The organism is Klebsiella sp. BIGb0132, assembly GCF_024810075.1.
Classification (GTDB): domain Bacteria; phylum Pseudomonadota; class Gammaproteobacteria; order Enterobacterales; family Enterobacteriaceae; genus Klebsiella; species Klebsiella terrigena.
The window spans coordinates 694852-708859 of sequence record NZ_JANUDW010000002.1 but is presented as its reverse complement, the minus strand read 5'-3'; the positions used below and the strand labels follow the sequence as shown (position 1 = coordinate 708859).

General features: G+C 59.9%; 15 protein-coding genes and 1 riboswitch. Of the genes, 10 read left to right on the top strand and 5 right to left on the bottom strand.

Annotation, left to right across the window (positions count from 1 at the left end):
• Positions 1–532: 532 nt before the first annotated feature.
• From M2416_RS10295 to M2416_RS10270, 6 genes are all read left to right on the top strand, one after another.
• Complete coding sequence (locus tag M2416_RS10295; protein WP_259223991.1) at positions 533–1591, top strand: branched-chain amino acid ABC transporter substrate-binding protein; 1059 nt, start codon at positions 533–535, stop codon at positions 1589–1591.
• Between the two features lie 106 nt (positions 1592–1697).
• Positions 1698–2612, top strand: coding sequence for an ABC transporter permease subunit (locus M2416_RS10290; protein ID WP_041145492.1), 915 nt, complete (start codon positions 1698–1700; stop codon positions 2610–2612).
• A gap of 10 nt (positions 2613–2622) precedes the next feature.
• The gene (gene livM / locus M2416_RS10285) at positions 2623–3909 is read left to right on the top strand and encodes a high-affinity branched-chain amino acid ABC transporter permease LivM (RefSeq protein ID WP_041145493.1); all 1287 of its coding nucleotides are present in this window, start codon (positions 2623–2625) and stop codon (positions 3907–3909) included.
• Positions 3906–4781 (top strand): ABC transporter ATP-binding protein, encoded by an 876-nt coding sequence (locus tag M2416_RS10280; RefSeq protein ID WP_259223702.1) that lies wholly within the window; start codon positions 3906–3908, stop codon positions 4779–4781. Before livM ends, M2416_RS10280 begins: the two co-directional genes overlap by 4 nt.
• A complete protein-coding gene (locus M2416_RS10275; protein ID WP_259223700.1) occupies positions 4778–5494 on the top strand; it encodes an ABC transporter ATP-binding protein in 717 nt (238 codons plus the stop codon). The genes M2416_RS10280 and M2416_RS10275 overlap by 4 nt, the downstream gene beginning before the upstream one ends.
• A gap of 173 nt (positions 5495–5667) precedes the next feature.
• Positions 5668–6951: a citrate synthase gene (locus tag M2416_RS10270; protein WP_259223698.1), complete on the top strand. Its 1284-nt coding sequence runs from the start codon at positions 5668–5670 to the stop codon at positions 6949–6951.
• A 40-nt stretch (positions 6952–6991) separates the two neighbouring features.
• On the opposite strand, the gene M2416_RS10265 is transcribed toward M2416_RS10270, so the two are convergent.
• Entirely contained in the window at positions 6992–7951 is a 960-nt protein-coding gene (locus M2416_RS10265) for a DHHA2 domain-containing protein (RefSeq protein ID WP_259223696.1), read from the bottom strand.
• A gap of 42 nt (positions 7952–7993) precedes the next feature.
• Positions 7994–8068: riboswitch (Fluoride riboswitch) on the bottom strand.
• Positions 8069–8314: 246 nt separating this feature from the next.
• Between M2416_RS10265 and M2416_RS10260 the strand changes: the two genes are divergently transcribed.
• From M2416_RS10260 to M2416_RS10250, 3 genes are all read left to right on the top strand, one after another.
• On the top strand, positions 8315–8992 hold the full coding sequence (locus M2416_RS10260; RefSeq protein ID WP_259223695.1) for a transporter substrate-binding domain-containing protein: 678 nt from the start codon (positions 8315–8317) through the stop codon (positions 8990–8992).
• Positions 8993–9087: 95 nt separating this feature from the next.
• Positions 9088–9579 carry a GNAT family N-acetyltransferase gene (locus tag M2416_RS10255; protein ID WP_045855351.1) on the top strand — a complete coding sequence of 164 codons (492 nt, stop codon included), beginning with the start codon at positions 9088–9090 and terminating at the stop codon, positions 9577–9579.
• Between the two features lie 174 nt (positions 9580–9753).
• On the top strand, positions 9754–9999 hold the full coding sequence (locus M2416_RS10250; RefSeq protein ID WP_128878208.1) for a DUF2543 family protein: 246 nt from the start codon (positions 9754–9756) through the stop codon (positions 9997–9999).
• A 57-nt stretch (positions 10000–10056) separates the two neighbouring features.
• On the opposite strand, the gene M2416_RS10245 is transcribed toward M2416_RS10250, so the two are convergent.
• From M2416_RS10245 to bdcA, 3 genes are all read right to left on the bottom strand, one after another.
• Positions 10057–10518, bottom strand: a complete 462-nt coding sequence (locus tag M2416_RS10245; RefSeq protein ID WP_259223693.1) for an RES family NAD+ phosphorylase — start codon at positions 10516–10518, stop codon at positions 10057–10059.
• The gene (gene parS, locus M2416_RS10240; protein ID WP_076947124.1) at positions 10515–10958 is read right to left on the bottom strand and encodes a type II RES/Xre toxin-antitoxin system antitoxin; all 444 of its coding nucleotides are present in this window, start codon (positions 10956–10958) and stop codon (positions 10515–10517) included. The genes M2416_RS10245 and parS overlap by 4 nt, the downstream gene beginning before the upstream one ends.
• A 139-nt stretch (positions 10959–11097) precedes the next feature.
• Positions 11098–11811 (bottom strand): SDR family oxidoreductase, encoded by a 714-nt coding sequence (bdcA, locus tag M2416_RS10235; protein WP_076947123.1) that lies wholly within the window; start codon positions 11809–11811, stop codon positions 11098–11100.
• A gap of 73 nt (positions 11812–11884) precedes the next feature.
• Here bdcA and M2416_RS10230 point away from each other — a divergent pair, with 73 nt between their 5' ends.
• Positions 11885–12478, top strand: coding sequence for a TetR/AcrR family transcriptional regulator (locus M2416_RS10230; protein WP_259223688.1), 594 nt, complete (start codon positions 11885–11887; stop codon positions 12476–12478).
• A 77-nt stretch (positions 12479–12555) separates the two neighbouring features.
• Here M2416_RS10230 and M2416_RS10225 read toward each other — a convergent pair whose 3' ends face one another.
• The gene (locus tag M2416_RS10225; protein WP_259223687.1) at positions 12556–13767 is read right to left on the bottom strand and encodes a major royal jelly family protein; all 1212 of its coding nucleotides are present in this window, start codon (positions 13765–13767) and stop codon (positions 12556–12558) included.
• Positions 13768–14008: the final 241 nt, after the last annotated feature.

Sequence of the window (14008 nt, the reverse complement as noted above, 5' to 3'; positions counted from 1 at the left end):
GTTAAATCAGCTGCGGTTTGGGCACGCGTAATCTATTTTTTGCATTACGTAGGGCAACCGCGGGGCGAAACGATCGCTCTTGCTAGCTTGTTCACAATATTGCAACAAAATTTTTCACGGCCATGATCGTTTTCGCACTTTTGCACCAGCCCGGTGCGCAACGCCTGCCAGGAACAACTATGTTTAGCACGCGGGTCGGAACGGATGCCGCAGTCCTCAATTCGCCACGTGATGGCAACCTATCTCCTGACTTGTCCTGAAATGCACGTTGGTCGGTGGCGGTGACCGCGGCTGTTACGCGTTGCTCTCATCTATTAGTAAGCGATCTGTCATGTCATTTCTTCCTGGCGGGGTTTTTGCTTCTTCCACCTTTAGCCGCTGCGGCTGGATAACGGCCTTCGGCAAACAAAACGGTAAGTGATATTTTCCGCGTCATTTAATGGCGCCAGGTTATAAATCGCTGAGGAATATCTGAATGTCTCTGAAACTTAAAAAGTTGACTCTTCATTTTGCGATTGCAGGTTGTATGAGCGTGGCATTTTGCGCACAGGCGGATGTGAAGATTGGCGTTGCCGGGCCGTTCACCGGACCCAATGCTTCCTATGGCGCCCAGTACTGGAAAGGGGCGTCGCAGGCGGTAGCAGACATTAACGCGGCGGGAGGAATTAAGGGTGAAAAAATTGTGCTGGTGCAGGGGGATGATGCCTGTGAACCGAAGCAGGCCGTAGCGGTAGCCAACCGTCTGGTTGATGAGTCGGGGGTTTCCGCGGTTGTCGGACACTTCTGCTCATCGTCGACGATGCCGGCATCCGAAGTGTACGACGAGGCGGGGATCCTGACGATTACGCCGGGGTCAACAAACCCGCTGATCACCGAGCGCGGGATGAAGGATATGTTCCGCATGTGCGGCCGGGACGATCAGCAGGGAGCGATTGCGGCGAACTATATGCTTGACGTGCTGAAGGCGAAGAAAATAGCCGTCATTCATGACAAGGATACCTACGGTCAGGGACTCGCCGACGCCACCCGCGCGGCGCTGGCAAAACGCGGCACCAAAGAGGTGCTGTACGAAGGGCTGTCGCGGGGTGAGAAGGACTTCAACGCCCTGGTCACCAAAATTGGCGCGCTGAAGCCTGACGTGGTCTATTTCGGCGGCTGTCATCCGGAAGCCGGCCCGCTGGTGCGGCAGATGCGGGAACAGGGGCTGCAGGCGAAATTCTTCTCCGGCGACTGTGTCGTAACCGAGGAGCTGGTGACCACCGCCGGTGGCCCGCAGTTTACCAACGGCGTGCTGATGACGTTTGGTAAGGATCCGCGCACCATTTCTGAGGGCAAAACGGTGATTGAGAAGTTCCGCGCCAGCGGCTTCGAACCGGAAGGCTATACCCTTTACGCCTATGCCTCGATCCAGGCTATCGCTGCGGCCTATAACGCGGTGGGCGCCGACAACACCAAGGCCAGCGAGTGGCTGAAAAGTCATAGCGTCGATACGGTGATGGGCAAAAAGGCCTGGGACGGTAAAGGCGATCTGAAGGTGTCGGATTATGTGGTCTACGCATGGGATGACAAGGGCAAGTATCACCAGCTTTAGCCGTTTGCTGAACTATTTGTCCCTGTAAAAAGGGCGTCGTACTACTGAAGGCAGCGCACGGCGGGAGCCTGCCGGTCGCTGCCTGCTTACTGGCAGGATGGTTTCTATGGAAGCGTTTTTTCTGCAACAACTGATTAATGGGCTGACGCTGGGAGCCGTTTACGGATTAATTGCCATCGGCTACACCATGGTTTACGGCATTATCGGGATGATAAACTTCGCCCACGGCGAAGTCTATATGGTTTCCGCCTACCTTTGCGCCATCGGCCTGGCGCTGCTCTCGTGGTTCGGCATTCACTCCTTTCCGCTGCTGATCTTCGGCACCCTGGTGTTCACCATCGTGGTGACCGGCGTCTACGGCTGGACGATCGAGCGTATCGCCTATCGGCCGCTGCGCAACTCCACCCGCCTGGCGCCGCTCATCTCGGCAATCGGCATGTCGCTTATCCTGCAGAACTATGTGCAAATCAGCCAGGGGCCGAACCAGCAGGGGATCCCGACCCTGCTGACGGGGGTGCTGCGCTTCGAGGTTGGCGACGGCGTGGTGCAAATTACGTGGACCAAAATATTTATTCTCGTTGCCGCGCTGGCGGGGATGCTGATCCTCTCTTGGGTCATTAACCATACCCGGCTGGGGCGCGTCTGCCGCGCGACGCAGCAGGATCGGCGCATGGCCGCCATCCTTGGCATTAACACCGACCGGGTTATCTCGCTGGTCTTTATGATCGGCGCCGCGATGGCCGGGCTGGCCGGCGTGCTGGTGACGATGAATTACGGCACCTTCGATTTTTATATCGGCTTCATCATCGGCATTAAAGCCTTTACCGCCGCGGTGCTGGGCGGGATTGGCTCCCTGCCGGGCGCGATGCTCGGCGGCCTGCTGCTGGGGGTGGCTGAGGCCCAGTTTGCCGGGATGGTGAACTCTGATTACAAAGACGTGTTTTCCTTCGCTCTGCTGGTGGCAATTTTGATTTTTCGCCCTCAGGGGCTGCTGGGTCGTCCGATGGTCGCAAAGGTTTAAGGGGTAAAACATGGGTGAAGTATCGCGCAGGCAAGGGCTGGATATTAAAAAAAGCCTGATTGATAGCGTGCTGGCGGGGCTGTGTGCGCTGATAGTGTTTGGACCGATCGTCGGCATTGTGCTGAAAGGTTACAGTTTTGAACTCTCCACCCGGCGGGTGGCGGTCATCGTCGCGGTGGTGATGGTGGGGAGGCTGCTGCTGAGCCTGTTGCTGCAAAGCCGCGGCGGACGCAAATTTATCGCCCGTTTTGAAGGAGCCGATGACGGCGTGTACGTTCGTCCGGTCGGCTATCGCTCGCGGCTGCGCTGGATTATGCCGCTGATGCTGCTGGCGGCGCTCATCTTTCCGGCTATCGCCACCAAGTATCTGCTGACGGTGGCCATTCTCGGGCTGATTTACGTGCTGCTTGGGCTCGGGCTGAATATCGTGGTGGGGCTCGCCGGGCTGCTTGATTTGGGCTACGTGGCGTTCTATGCGATTGGCGCCTATGGCCTGGCGCTGGGCTACCAGTATCTGGGGCTCGGGTTCTGGGCGATGCTGCCGCTGGGGGCCATCATGGCGGCGCTGGCGGGGGCGCTGCTCGGCTTTCCGGTACTGCGCATGCACGGGGACTATCTGGCGATCGTCACCCTCGGGTTCGGCGAAATTATTCGCCTGGTGCTGAACAACTGGGTCAGCTTTACCGGCGGGCCGAACGGCATTTCCGTGCCGGCGCCAACGCTGTTCGGGCTGGAGTTCGGACGCCGGGCGAAGGACGGCGGGGTGCCAATCCATGAGTTTCTCCACGTTAGCTACAACCCCAACCTCAAGTTTATCTTTATCTATGGCGTGCTGTGTCTGGTGGTGGTGCTGGTGCTGTTTATCAAACATCGCCTAACGCGGATGCCTATCGGCCGCGCGTGGGAAGCGCTGCGCGAGGACGAAATTGCCTGCCGCGCGATGGGACTCAACCACGTCCTGGTGAAGCTTTCGGCCTTTATGCTCGGCGCCTCTACCGCCGGTATCGCCGGGGTCTTTTTCGCCACCTACCAGGGGTTTGTTAACCCGACGTCGTTCACCTTTTTTGAATCCGCGCTGATTCTGGCCATTGTCGTTCTGGGCGGCATGGGTTCGACGCTGGGGGTGGTGCTGGCGGCCTTTGTGCTGACCGTTGCGCCCGAGCTGCTGCGCGGCTTCGATGAGTATCGGGTCCTGCTGTTTGGCGTGCTGATGGTACTGATGATGATCTGGCGGCCGCGCGGGCTGGTGCGCACCAGCCGCACGGGGGTTTCCGTGCGCAAGGGAGTGGCACCATGAGCGACAGCATTCTGCGGGTAGAGCATCTGATGATGCATTTTGGCGGTATCAAGGCGCTTAACGACGTCAACCTCGACGTGGAAAGGGGATCGATAACCGCGCTGATCGGCCCGAACGGCGCGGGGAAAACCACGGTATTCAACTGCCTGACCGGGTTTTATCGCGCCACCGGCGGGGCGATTGTGCTCAACGCCCGCGCCGCGATGACCGACGTGATTCAGGTCCTCGGGCAAAAAATACGTCCCGATGATTTTCTGCACCCGGCGCGTCTGGGGTCGAGGATCTACTACAAAATGTTCGGCGGCACGCATCTGGTGAACCGGGCCGGACTGGCGCGGACCTTCCAGAATATCCGCCTGTTTCGCGAGATGTCGGTTATCGAAAACCTGCTGGTGGCCCAGCATATGCAGGTAAACCGCAACCTGGTGGCCGGCATCCTCAACACCCGCGGCTATCGTAAGGCCGAAAATCAGGCCCTCGACCGCGCCTTCTACTGGCTGGAGGTGGTGGATCTGGTGGACTGCGCCAACCGGCTGGCCGGCACGCTCTCCTACGGCCAGCAGCGGCGGCTGGAGATCGCCCGCGCCATGTGCACCGGCCCGGAGATGATCTGCCTCGACGAGCCCGCCGCGGGGCTGAACCCTGCAGAGACGCACGCCCTGAGCCGAATTATCCGCTTCCTGCGCCAGCATCACGGCATCACCGTGTTGCTGATCGAGCATGATATGGGGATGGTGATGGAGATCTCCGATCATATTATCGTTCTCGACCGCGGGGACGTGATTGCCCGCGGTGCCCCGCAGGAGATCCAGTCGAATATCAGCGTTATAGCCGCTTATCTGGGCGCGGATGAAGAGGAGATTGCGGTATGAATCAGCCGATGCTTGAGTTTCGCCAGGTGGACGTCTTTTACGGTCAGATTCAGGCGCTGAACCAGGTCTCGCTGACGGTCAATGAGGGCGAGACGGTGGCGCTGATCGGCGCCAACGGCGCCGGTAAATCCACGCTGCTGATGTCTATTTTTGGTCAGCCGCGCATTGCCGAGGGGCAGATCCTCTATCGCGGGGAGGATATCAGCCGCAAATCCACCCATTTTATCGCCGGCAACGGCATCGCGCAGGCGCCGGAGGGGCGGCGGATTTTTGCGGATATGACGGTCGAAGAGAACCTGCTGATGGGAACCATCCCGATTGGCAGCCGCTATCAGGAAGAGGATAAGCGCCGCATGTATCAGCTGTTTCCCCGCCTTGAAGAGCGGCGGACGCAGCGGGCGATGACGCTTTCCGGCGGCGAGCAGCAGATGCTGGCGATTGCCCGGGCGCTGATGAGCCGGCCGAAGCTGCTGCTGCTCGACGAGCCGAGCCTCGGCCTCGCGCCGCTGGTGGTGAAGCAAATCTTTCAGATCCTGCGCGAGCTGACGGCGCAGGGGATGACGCTCTTTCTGGTGGAGCAAAACGCCCACCACGCGCTGAAGCTCTCTGACCGGGCGTACGTGATGGTCAACGGCCAGATCCGCCTCAGCGGTACCGGGAGGGAACTGCTCGACAATCCGGAGGTCAGGAACGCCTATCTGGGGATGGTTTGATTGGTGACGCCGTCACGTATCCGCGGCGGTTATTGATTGATGGCGGCAATAATTACCCCTTTTAGCTATTCATATCAAAGAATAGCGGCCGCGCTGCGGCTATGTTGAAGATTGTGCCTGGAGAATCGATTCAGGTTGATGACTCGTTTGTTGTACAGGGGGAACTTTACAGGATGGCCACTAAACCGCTAACGCTTTCTTTCGCTGGGCAACAGCCTATTCCCCTGGAGACGGTCTCCGGGACGCTGGGCCGCGTGGGGATTGATATCCGCGCGCTCAATCATTCGGAGCTCTGCAGCTTCGACCCGGGTTTTACCAATACCGCCGGCTGCCGGTCGGCTATCTCCTATATTGATACTGATAACAGCACGCTGCTGCACCGCGGCTACCCGGTAGATCAGCTGGCGCGGCAGTGCGAGTTCCTCGAGGTGGCGTATATCATGCTGCGGGGCGAGGCGCCGGATGAAGCCAGCTATCAGGCTTTCCGCAATACGATCACCCGCCACACGCTGGTCCATGAACAGATGTCGCGGATGTGCAGCGGCTTTCGTCGCGACTCTCACCCGATGGCCCTGATGTGCGCGATGGTCGGGGCGCTGGCGGCGTTTTACCATGACGTACTGGACGTAGAAAACCCTGAACACCGCGCCCTGACGGCCACGCGCCTGCTGTCAAAAATGCCGACGCTGGCGGCCATGAGCTATAAATACGCCATCGAGCAGCCCGCGCCCTATCCGCGCAACGATCTCTCCTATGCGGGGAACTTCCTGCATATGCTGTTTGCGGTGCCGGCGGAGAAGTATGTGGTGAATCCGATTATAGAGGAGGCGATGAACCAGATTCTGGTACTGCATGCCGATCACGGCCAGTGCGCCTCCACCACCACGGTGCGGGCCGCCGGCTCCTCCGGGGCGAACCTGTTTGCCTGCGTGGCGGCAGGACTGGCCTCCCTGTGGGGGCCGATGCACGGCGGGGCCAACGAAGCCAGCATGCGGATGCTGGAAGAGATTGAAACCGTGGATCAGGTGCCGGTGTTCCTGAGTAAGGCGAAGCGCGACCCGCAGGCCTTCCGTCGCCTCGGCTTCGGTAACTCGCGCTACCGTCACCTGGACCCGCGCGCCGCGATCCTGCGCGATACCTGTCACCGGGTGCTTGCCGAGCTGGGAATGTCGGATCGGCTGCTGCAGGTGGCGATGGCCCTTGAAGAGGTGGCGCTGACCGACCCCTATTTTGTGGAGAACGGCCTGTCGCCCAGCGTCGATTTCTATACGGCGGTGATCCTGAAGGCGATGAAGCTACCTTCATCAATGTTTGTGGTGGTGACCGCCGTTGGCCGCACGCTGGGCTGGGTGGCCCACTGGAATGAGATGCACGAAGCGCCGCTGAATATCTATCGCCCGCGGCAGATCTACACCGGCGAAGCCCCGCGAGATTACGTCTCCCGCCGCGAGGCATAATCCCAAGCCGCCTCCTGAGCGGGGCGGCGTCCATTAAATATCACGATCGCTCATCCGCTGCGGCCAGGCGCTCGGTCAGCCAGGGCAGAATTTCTTTTTTCCTGCTGGTCATGCCCGGGAGGGAAACCTGCTGGCTGGGGATAAGGCTGTTGGGCGTGAAGTAGAGGACGGAATGGGGACGGGTAATGTCGGTTAGCATCAGCACAACCATCTCCAGCCCCAGGTCGAGCCTGGCGCGCTCCATCTCCTGCTTCAGCCCGGGTAACTGCGGGCTGATATCCGCCATGTCGCGCACCTCAATCTGCGCGAGCAGCAGAGAGACGCCGTGGATCCGGTAATTTTTTGCATCGCGATGGAGCAGCTGCGCGGCGGACTGGCCCGCCAGAGAGGTCTTCGCCGCCAGCAGCCCGGCGACGAAGGCGTCGTAATCAACGCCGGCCATGTCGCGCAACATCGCCACCGCCTCGCGGTCCCGCGCCGTGGTAGTGGGGCCGCTGAGGGCAACCGTATCGCTGAGTATGGCCCCCAGCAGCAGGGTAGCCTGGGCCGCGTTGAGCGGCATCGGGCTCTCGGTAGTCAGGATGGTGAGAATAACCGTCGCGCAGCATCCTACCGCGCGGATCCAAACGTCCGGCGGATTTTTGGTCACCAGGGTTCCCACGCGATGGTGGTCTATAATACCGATCACATCGCTGTCGGGGAGCGTTAGCGGACCTTGTTCAACGTCGGTGAAATCAACCAGCCACACCTTTTTATCGGTCAGGTCGTCGTGGAGTAAATCCGGCGGCGCGACTCCCGCTGACTGCAGGATATAGCGCGTTTCCGGGGTTAACTCTCCCAGGCGGAAAGGGCGCGCCGGCCTGGCGGTATAGTTGAGCCAGTCGGCGACAACCAGCGCGCTGCAGATCGTGTCGCTATCGGGATTGCGATGACCAAAGACGTGAATAATCGACGCCTGCGCGGCGCCAGGCGGGACGGAAAAAGCGGTTTGATTGTGCATAGCAGCTCCTGACATACGTCTCCGTGGGGGAACTGAAATAATTGTATATCAGGCGTCATCATCCGGTTCGACAGAAGCGGCGGTTGGGAAAGGTGGAACACCATCACCTTGTCGGCAAACCTTATCCGAGGCGGAAAGAGAGAGCAATAACCGTCGATGATGAATTGGAAGCGATCCAGCACGCCGATCCGCGCTTTTCAGGCGAAATAGTCGGACTGTGGCTCTGCACGGCGTGCGCAAAAGACGCTATATTTTGGGGACGCTAAGCGTATTTAGCATCGCCGGCTGCCGGGTCTTCGCGCGTCAGGCCGGGCAGCCGGTGCAATTCAGCCCCTCAATATTATCGCTTCCGGGAGAGAGTACATGAACGCCGCCAACCCCCTACGTTTCGCGATTAACCTCGGCAACGCCGTTCTGGCAAAGACCCTGGCGGACGGGCAGCCGGGTGGGATTACGCCGGAGATTGCCGGGCGTATTGCGGCAGCGCTGGGCGCGACGCCGCAGTTTGTCACCTATCCGGCGGCGGGTAAGGTGGTGGACGATGCGCAAAATGATATCTGGGATATTGCCTTTCTGGCGATCGATCCTGCGCGCGAAGAGACGCTGCGCTTCACCCAGCCCTATATCACTATTCAGGGGACCGTGCTGGTCAAGGCGCAGAGCCCGTGGCAGAGCGTCGCCGAGATGGACAAAGAGGGCGTGGTGATTAACGTCGGCAAGGGCGCGGCTTACGATCTGCACCTGACGCGGCAGCTGCGCTTCGCCACGCTTAACCGTCTGGCCTCGTCGCAGGCGGCCATCGATGCATTTATCAGCGGCGAAGGCGATATGGCCGCCGGCATCCGCCAGCCGCTCGAACGCGCCGCCGCCGGGCACGCCGACTTTCGCGTGCTGGCCGACAGTTTCGTTCAGATAAACCAGGCGATTTGCGTTCCTCGACGCAGGGACGGGTCCTATCAACGGCTGGTTGCTCTGCTGACGCAATGGCAGCAGGACGGCTCGGTGCAGCGAATGATTGACCGGCATCTGGCCGAGCAGTAGGCCCGAATAACGCTGTGGCATCGAGAATGCCGCGCAAAGCGGCCGCCTGCAGCGTATTATGCTCGCAACCACATGAGTATAAAGAGGTTCAGGCCATGACTACCCCCGTTTTACGCCAGGCGACGCTCGCCGATGCCAGCCGCTGCTATGCGATTGAAATCACCTCTTATGAGGGCGATGAAGCCGCGACGTTAGAAAAAATCACGACCCGCATCGCGCGGTATCCGCAGGGCTTCCTGTGCATGGAGATCGCGGGTGAAATCGTCGGCTTCATCAACGCCGGCTGTGCCTGGGAGGTGGTGATGTCCGATGAGGAGTTTAAGGAGCTGGTTGGGCACGATGCCGCGGCGCCCAACGTGGTGATTATGTCGGTGGTAATGCACCCCGATTTCCAGGGTAAAGGCTATTCGTCTCTGCTGATGCGCGAATTTCTGTCGCAGATGCGGTCGATGAATAAGAAGACCGTTCATCTGATGTGCAAGGACCGTCACGTCGATCTCTACGCCCACTTCGGTTTTCAGTACATCAAGCCGTCGGCCTCCGATCATGGCGGCATGGCGTGGCACGAAATGATGCTTACGCTTTAATCTTTATTGTCCCCCGGCGGTTAACATTGCGGCTGATGTGCAGAGAGAAGGGCGTGCGCCGTTGAATTATAGGGTAGAATCGTCCGACGGGGCGTAACCCTGCGCCGGGTAAAAGAGGCCGGTTTACGCGTCGGGCGTTCAGTCAATCAAGATCAACCCATGAGGAAAGACGTAATGACCAATGAAATACCGCTGAAGTTTTATGACATCGTGGATGAGTATGCGACTGAATCAGCCAAACCGGTCAGCGAGTCCGAACGCGATTCGCTTGCCGCCTATTTCCAGGCGCTGATCACCCGCCTGATGGCTAACGAAGAGATCGGCGAAGACGCGCAGAAAGAGCTGGCCGCCGAGGCCGGGATAGCGGAATCGCGGATCGATGATATTGCGGAATTTCTCAATCAATGGGGCAACGAGTAGCCGCTCTCTGTGATGTCTGTACCGTATAGCGCGGGAGCGACTGCGGGATGCGGTTTATTACGCCTTAAGACGAGTATCAAAGCGGAAGGGGATCCTTTTTACGCTTGCCAGCAGATCGAAAACGGCAGGGTGTTGAGGATTGAATAGATAGTTATACTCCACCGGCGACAGGGCGCTCGGTACGCGTAATGCCGCTGATGCCGCGCTCGCGGCCCACTCGTCACCGTAGCGTGCCAGCCGGGCTGGCGCATCCTCGCGGGCCCAGTCCGCGGGGAGTGAGTCCGCATCGACGGTCAGCACCTGGTCGTCCGGTACCTCAATGCTCAGCAGCGTGAAATCATCCAGCAGCTGCGGAGCATTGATGTGCACCAGCGTTTCCAGCATGGTCAGCGAGGCGGCTTCCGACAAATAGACCATCGCCGTGCCAACGTTGTTCCAACGGCCGCCGGCCTCTTTCGCGCCAAAACCAGACCAGGCGGTCGTCAGAAAGCGGGTTTTAGTCAGGCGGTAGAGGATCACGAATAGACCCCGTGCTCCACGCGCGTGATCAGGCGCATCACCTCCAGCGCGCCGGTTTCAGAAGAGACCACCTCGGCCGGCGTTTTCCAGCCGAGCGCGCGGTTGGGTTCATTCATCCACTTCTGCGCCGCCTCTTTATCACCCTCGAACAGCTCCACCGCCCGCTCGATAACGCGAAGAATGCGCACCAGGCGCTCGCTTTGGTCAGCGGAAAAGCGCGATTTAATGCTGCGGTTAAAGGTGGTATTCGCAATGCCTGACATTTTGCGTAGTTCGGCAGGGGTGATCTCCGCCCATGCGGAAATTTGCCGGGCGACGGAACCTTCCAGCCCGTGGCTAATTTTACCCATCAGCGCAATGCCGTCCTCGGCGTCGAGGCCGATGGCGTGCCAGGGGCTAAGATTTTTTTCTGTGTTCTCGGTCGGGGAATAGACTTTCATGGCAAACCTCCCATTTGGTACAAAAATTATACCATATGGAATGCGTTCGGCCAGCGGTGCCGACCCACATTTCGCGCGCCGGAACGTCAACAACTCTCAGGGAAGGGGGAACAGGCCACCCGCGGTGGCCTTTATCGGCCTATGCGCCAAACGCGCCGTCGATGGTGTGCATGGCGCCGGTGACGAAGGAAGCCTCGGGGCCTGCCAGCCAGGCAACCATGCCCGCCACTTCTTCAGGACGGCCGTGCCGTTTAATGGCCATAAAGCTGTGCATCAGCTCCTTCATCGGGCCACTCTCCGGGTTAGCATCGGTATCGATAGGGCCGGGCTGAACGACGTTGACCGTAATCCCGCGCGGGCCAAAATCACGCGCTAAGCCGCGCGCCAGCCCCTGCAGCGCCGATTTGCTGACGGCATAGGAAGCCATTCCTGAGATGGGCATGCGATCGCCATTCACCGAGCCGATAACAATAATGCGTCCGCCATCCGGCATTTTACGCGCCGCCTCGACCGCAGCATGGTAGGGGGTGTGAATGTTGATACGGAACAGACGATCGACGGCATCGCTGTCCTGCTCCAGCGCATCGCCGAAGAGGGCGATCCCGGCGTTGACGACCAGCAGATCCAGCGGCCCGCTGTCGCGCACCAGCGCAATCACCGCCTCGCGATCGGCGCTGTCCGCCTGCACCGCGATGCTGCCGGTTTCTGCCGCCAGCGTAGCCGCCGCCTCCGCCGATCCGGCGTAGCTAAAGACAACCGAGGCGCCGTCTGCAGCAAAGCGCCGCACGATAGCCGCGCCAATACCGCGACTCCCGCCCAAAACCAGTACCGATTTCCGTTGTGATGCAGTCATAGCTCGTTCCTCATGATATTGTAGTGAGGATTACAATATGCTTCGGCAAATCACGCTGTCAAGGAGTAATGTAGTGAGTACTACAAAACAGAGCCGCACCCCGGGACGCCCGCGTCAGTTCGATCCGCTGCAGGCCGTTGAAGTCGCGCAGCACCTTTTTCACTCTCGGGGCTATGACGCGGTCAGCGTTGCCGACCTGACAAAGGCGTTCGGCATCAATCCGCCCAGCTTCTACGCCGCGTTTGGCAGCAAGCTCGGCCTCTATAACCGCGTGTTGGATCGCTATAGCCGCACCGGGGCGATTCCCTTTGCGGAGCTTCTGCGCGATGACCGTCCGGTGACGCAGTGTCTGATGGCCGTGCTGCACGAGGCGGCAAGGCGCTACGTTGCCGACCCGACGGCCGCCGGATGCCTGGTGCTGGAGGGGATCCACTGCAACGACCGGCCTGCGCGCGAGGCCGCGAGCGAACTGCATACCGCCGCGGAGGATAATATTCGGGCCTATATCGCCCGGCGCTATCCGCAGGATGCCGTGCGGCTGACCGACTTTGTCAGCACGCTGATGGCCGGCCTTTCGGCAAAAGCGCGGGCGGGGGATAGTTTGGAGCGGCTTGAGGAAACCGTACGCCTGGCGGGTCTGGCGCTCGAGCAGCTGCTGCCTCGCTGAGGCCAGACCCTGTACGAAGGGGGAAGGGCGTGAATTGCGGAAACGGCCGCGGCGCATTTTCGTGGCATATTCCTCGCTCAGTTGCTGTCGTTAGCCGCATCCAGGCGCAAACGCCACAGCTCGTAGCGTTCATGCCCCGGTTTTACCGCTCCGGCGAAATGATCGTTCAGGCTGCTTGAAGTGAATATCAGGTCCCCCTCAGGTCGGATTGTCGGAGTGTCGGGCCAATGTACCCCCTCGCTGGAAGCAAGCAGCGACATTGATTGGGTTCTGGGGTCGTATTTGACGATGCCGTTACGGGTGACATCAGTGATGTAGAGATTGCCTCCGGCGTCGGTCACGATACCGTCGGTGTTGCCTCCCACCATGCCAATATACTGGATCTGGTCAGCAATCTGCGCATCGGTTGAGCCGCTCTGACGCAGAACTGCCGTCGGCAGCGCATGCGCCCGGGTTCCGGTGGTCACCGTCCAGTACAGCGTGCCGGCATCCGGAGAGAGCGCAATGCCGTTGATACCGATCAGCAGCGGATTACCCGGCCAGACATCGGCCCCGTGCGAGACAACTTTTACCCCCGCTTCAATCTGCAGGTCCGGGTGGCGATCGAGCACCCGCCGCGCCGCGCCGGTGGCGAAATCGACGACGATGAGACCTACCTGATTGTTGGGAGCACTGCGGGTTCCGCTGTCGGAGATGTACGCGATGCGGCGCTTCTCATCGACGACGACGTCGTTGAGGAAGCTCGCCTTGCGGTCCGCCACGCCGTCCAGGGCGATACTTTTAACCGTGCGGCCAGACTTCAGATCCAGAACCATCAGCTTCTGGGCCCCCACCGGTGATTCAGTTTCGCCTGCGACGAAGCCCATATCCAGCGCCCACAGCCAGCCGTTGTGGCGGTCGACATAGAAGCCGAGTACGTTGCGCAGGCTCTTATCGGCAGCGGAATTCACCGCATTTCCCTGCAGAGACGGGAAGGCGGTCAGGCGTGCCGGACCCGACTGGAATTGGGTATCGAGGATGCTTAAGGTGGCCGGCGCCTCGGTTGACACCAGGCGCGGCGTGCTGACAAAGGCCGTGCCTTTCGCGTCAAAATGGATACCGGCGATGGGGGCATTAACCGATCCGGAGAAAACCGCCGGAATAGCCCCGTCCTGTGGGGTATCCCAGCTTACGCCAGCATAGCTGCGCCAGCGTTCTGGTGAGGCCAAATTTGCCGCGCTGGCTACGCTGGCAAAAGAGAACAGCGCCGCCATCGCAATGGCGGACATACTCCGGGTACGGTTAGGCATAAATGTGCTCCGTTGAATGAATAAGTCAGGAAATCGAGACGTCAGCAGGGTCGAGCATGCGTCGCTGATGCATCCGCGCGGGAACAGCCGGTTAGCCTGTCGGTCACCAGAGTTTACCGATGCCCGTGGGGCAGGTTTTATGGCGGCTGAGAAAAAGGCGTGGCTCATAGTGCTGCGCTCCCGGTGATGAATTGCCGTCACTTTACTCATCGCCAAAGTGGAGATAAATTAGCGAAATTGA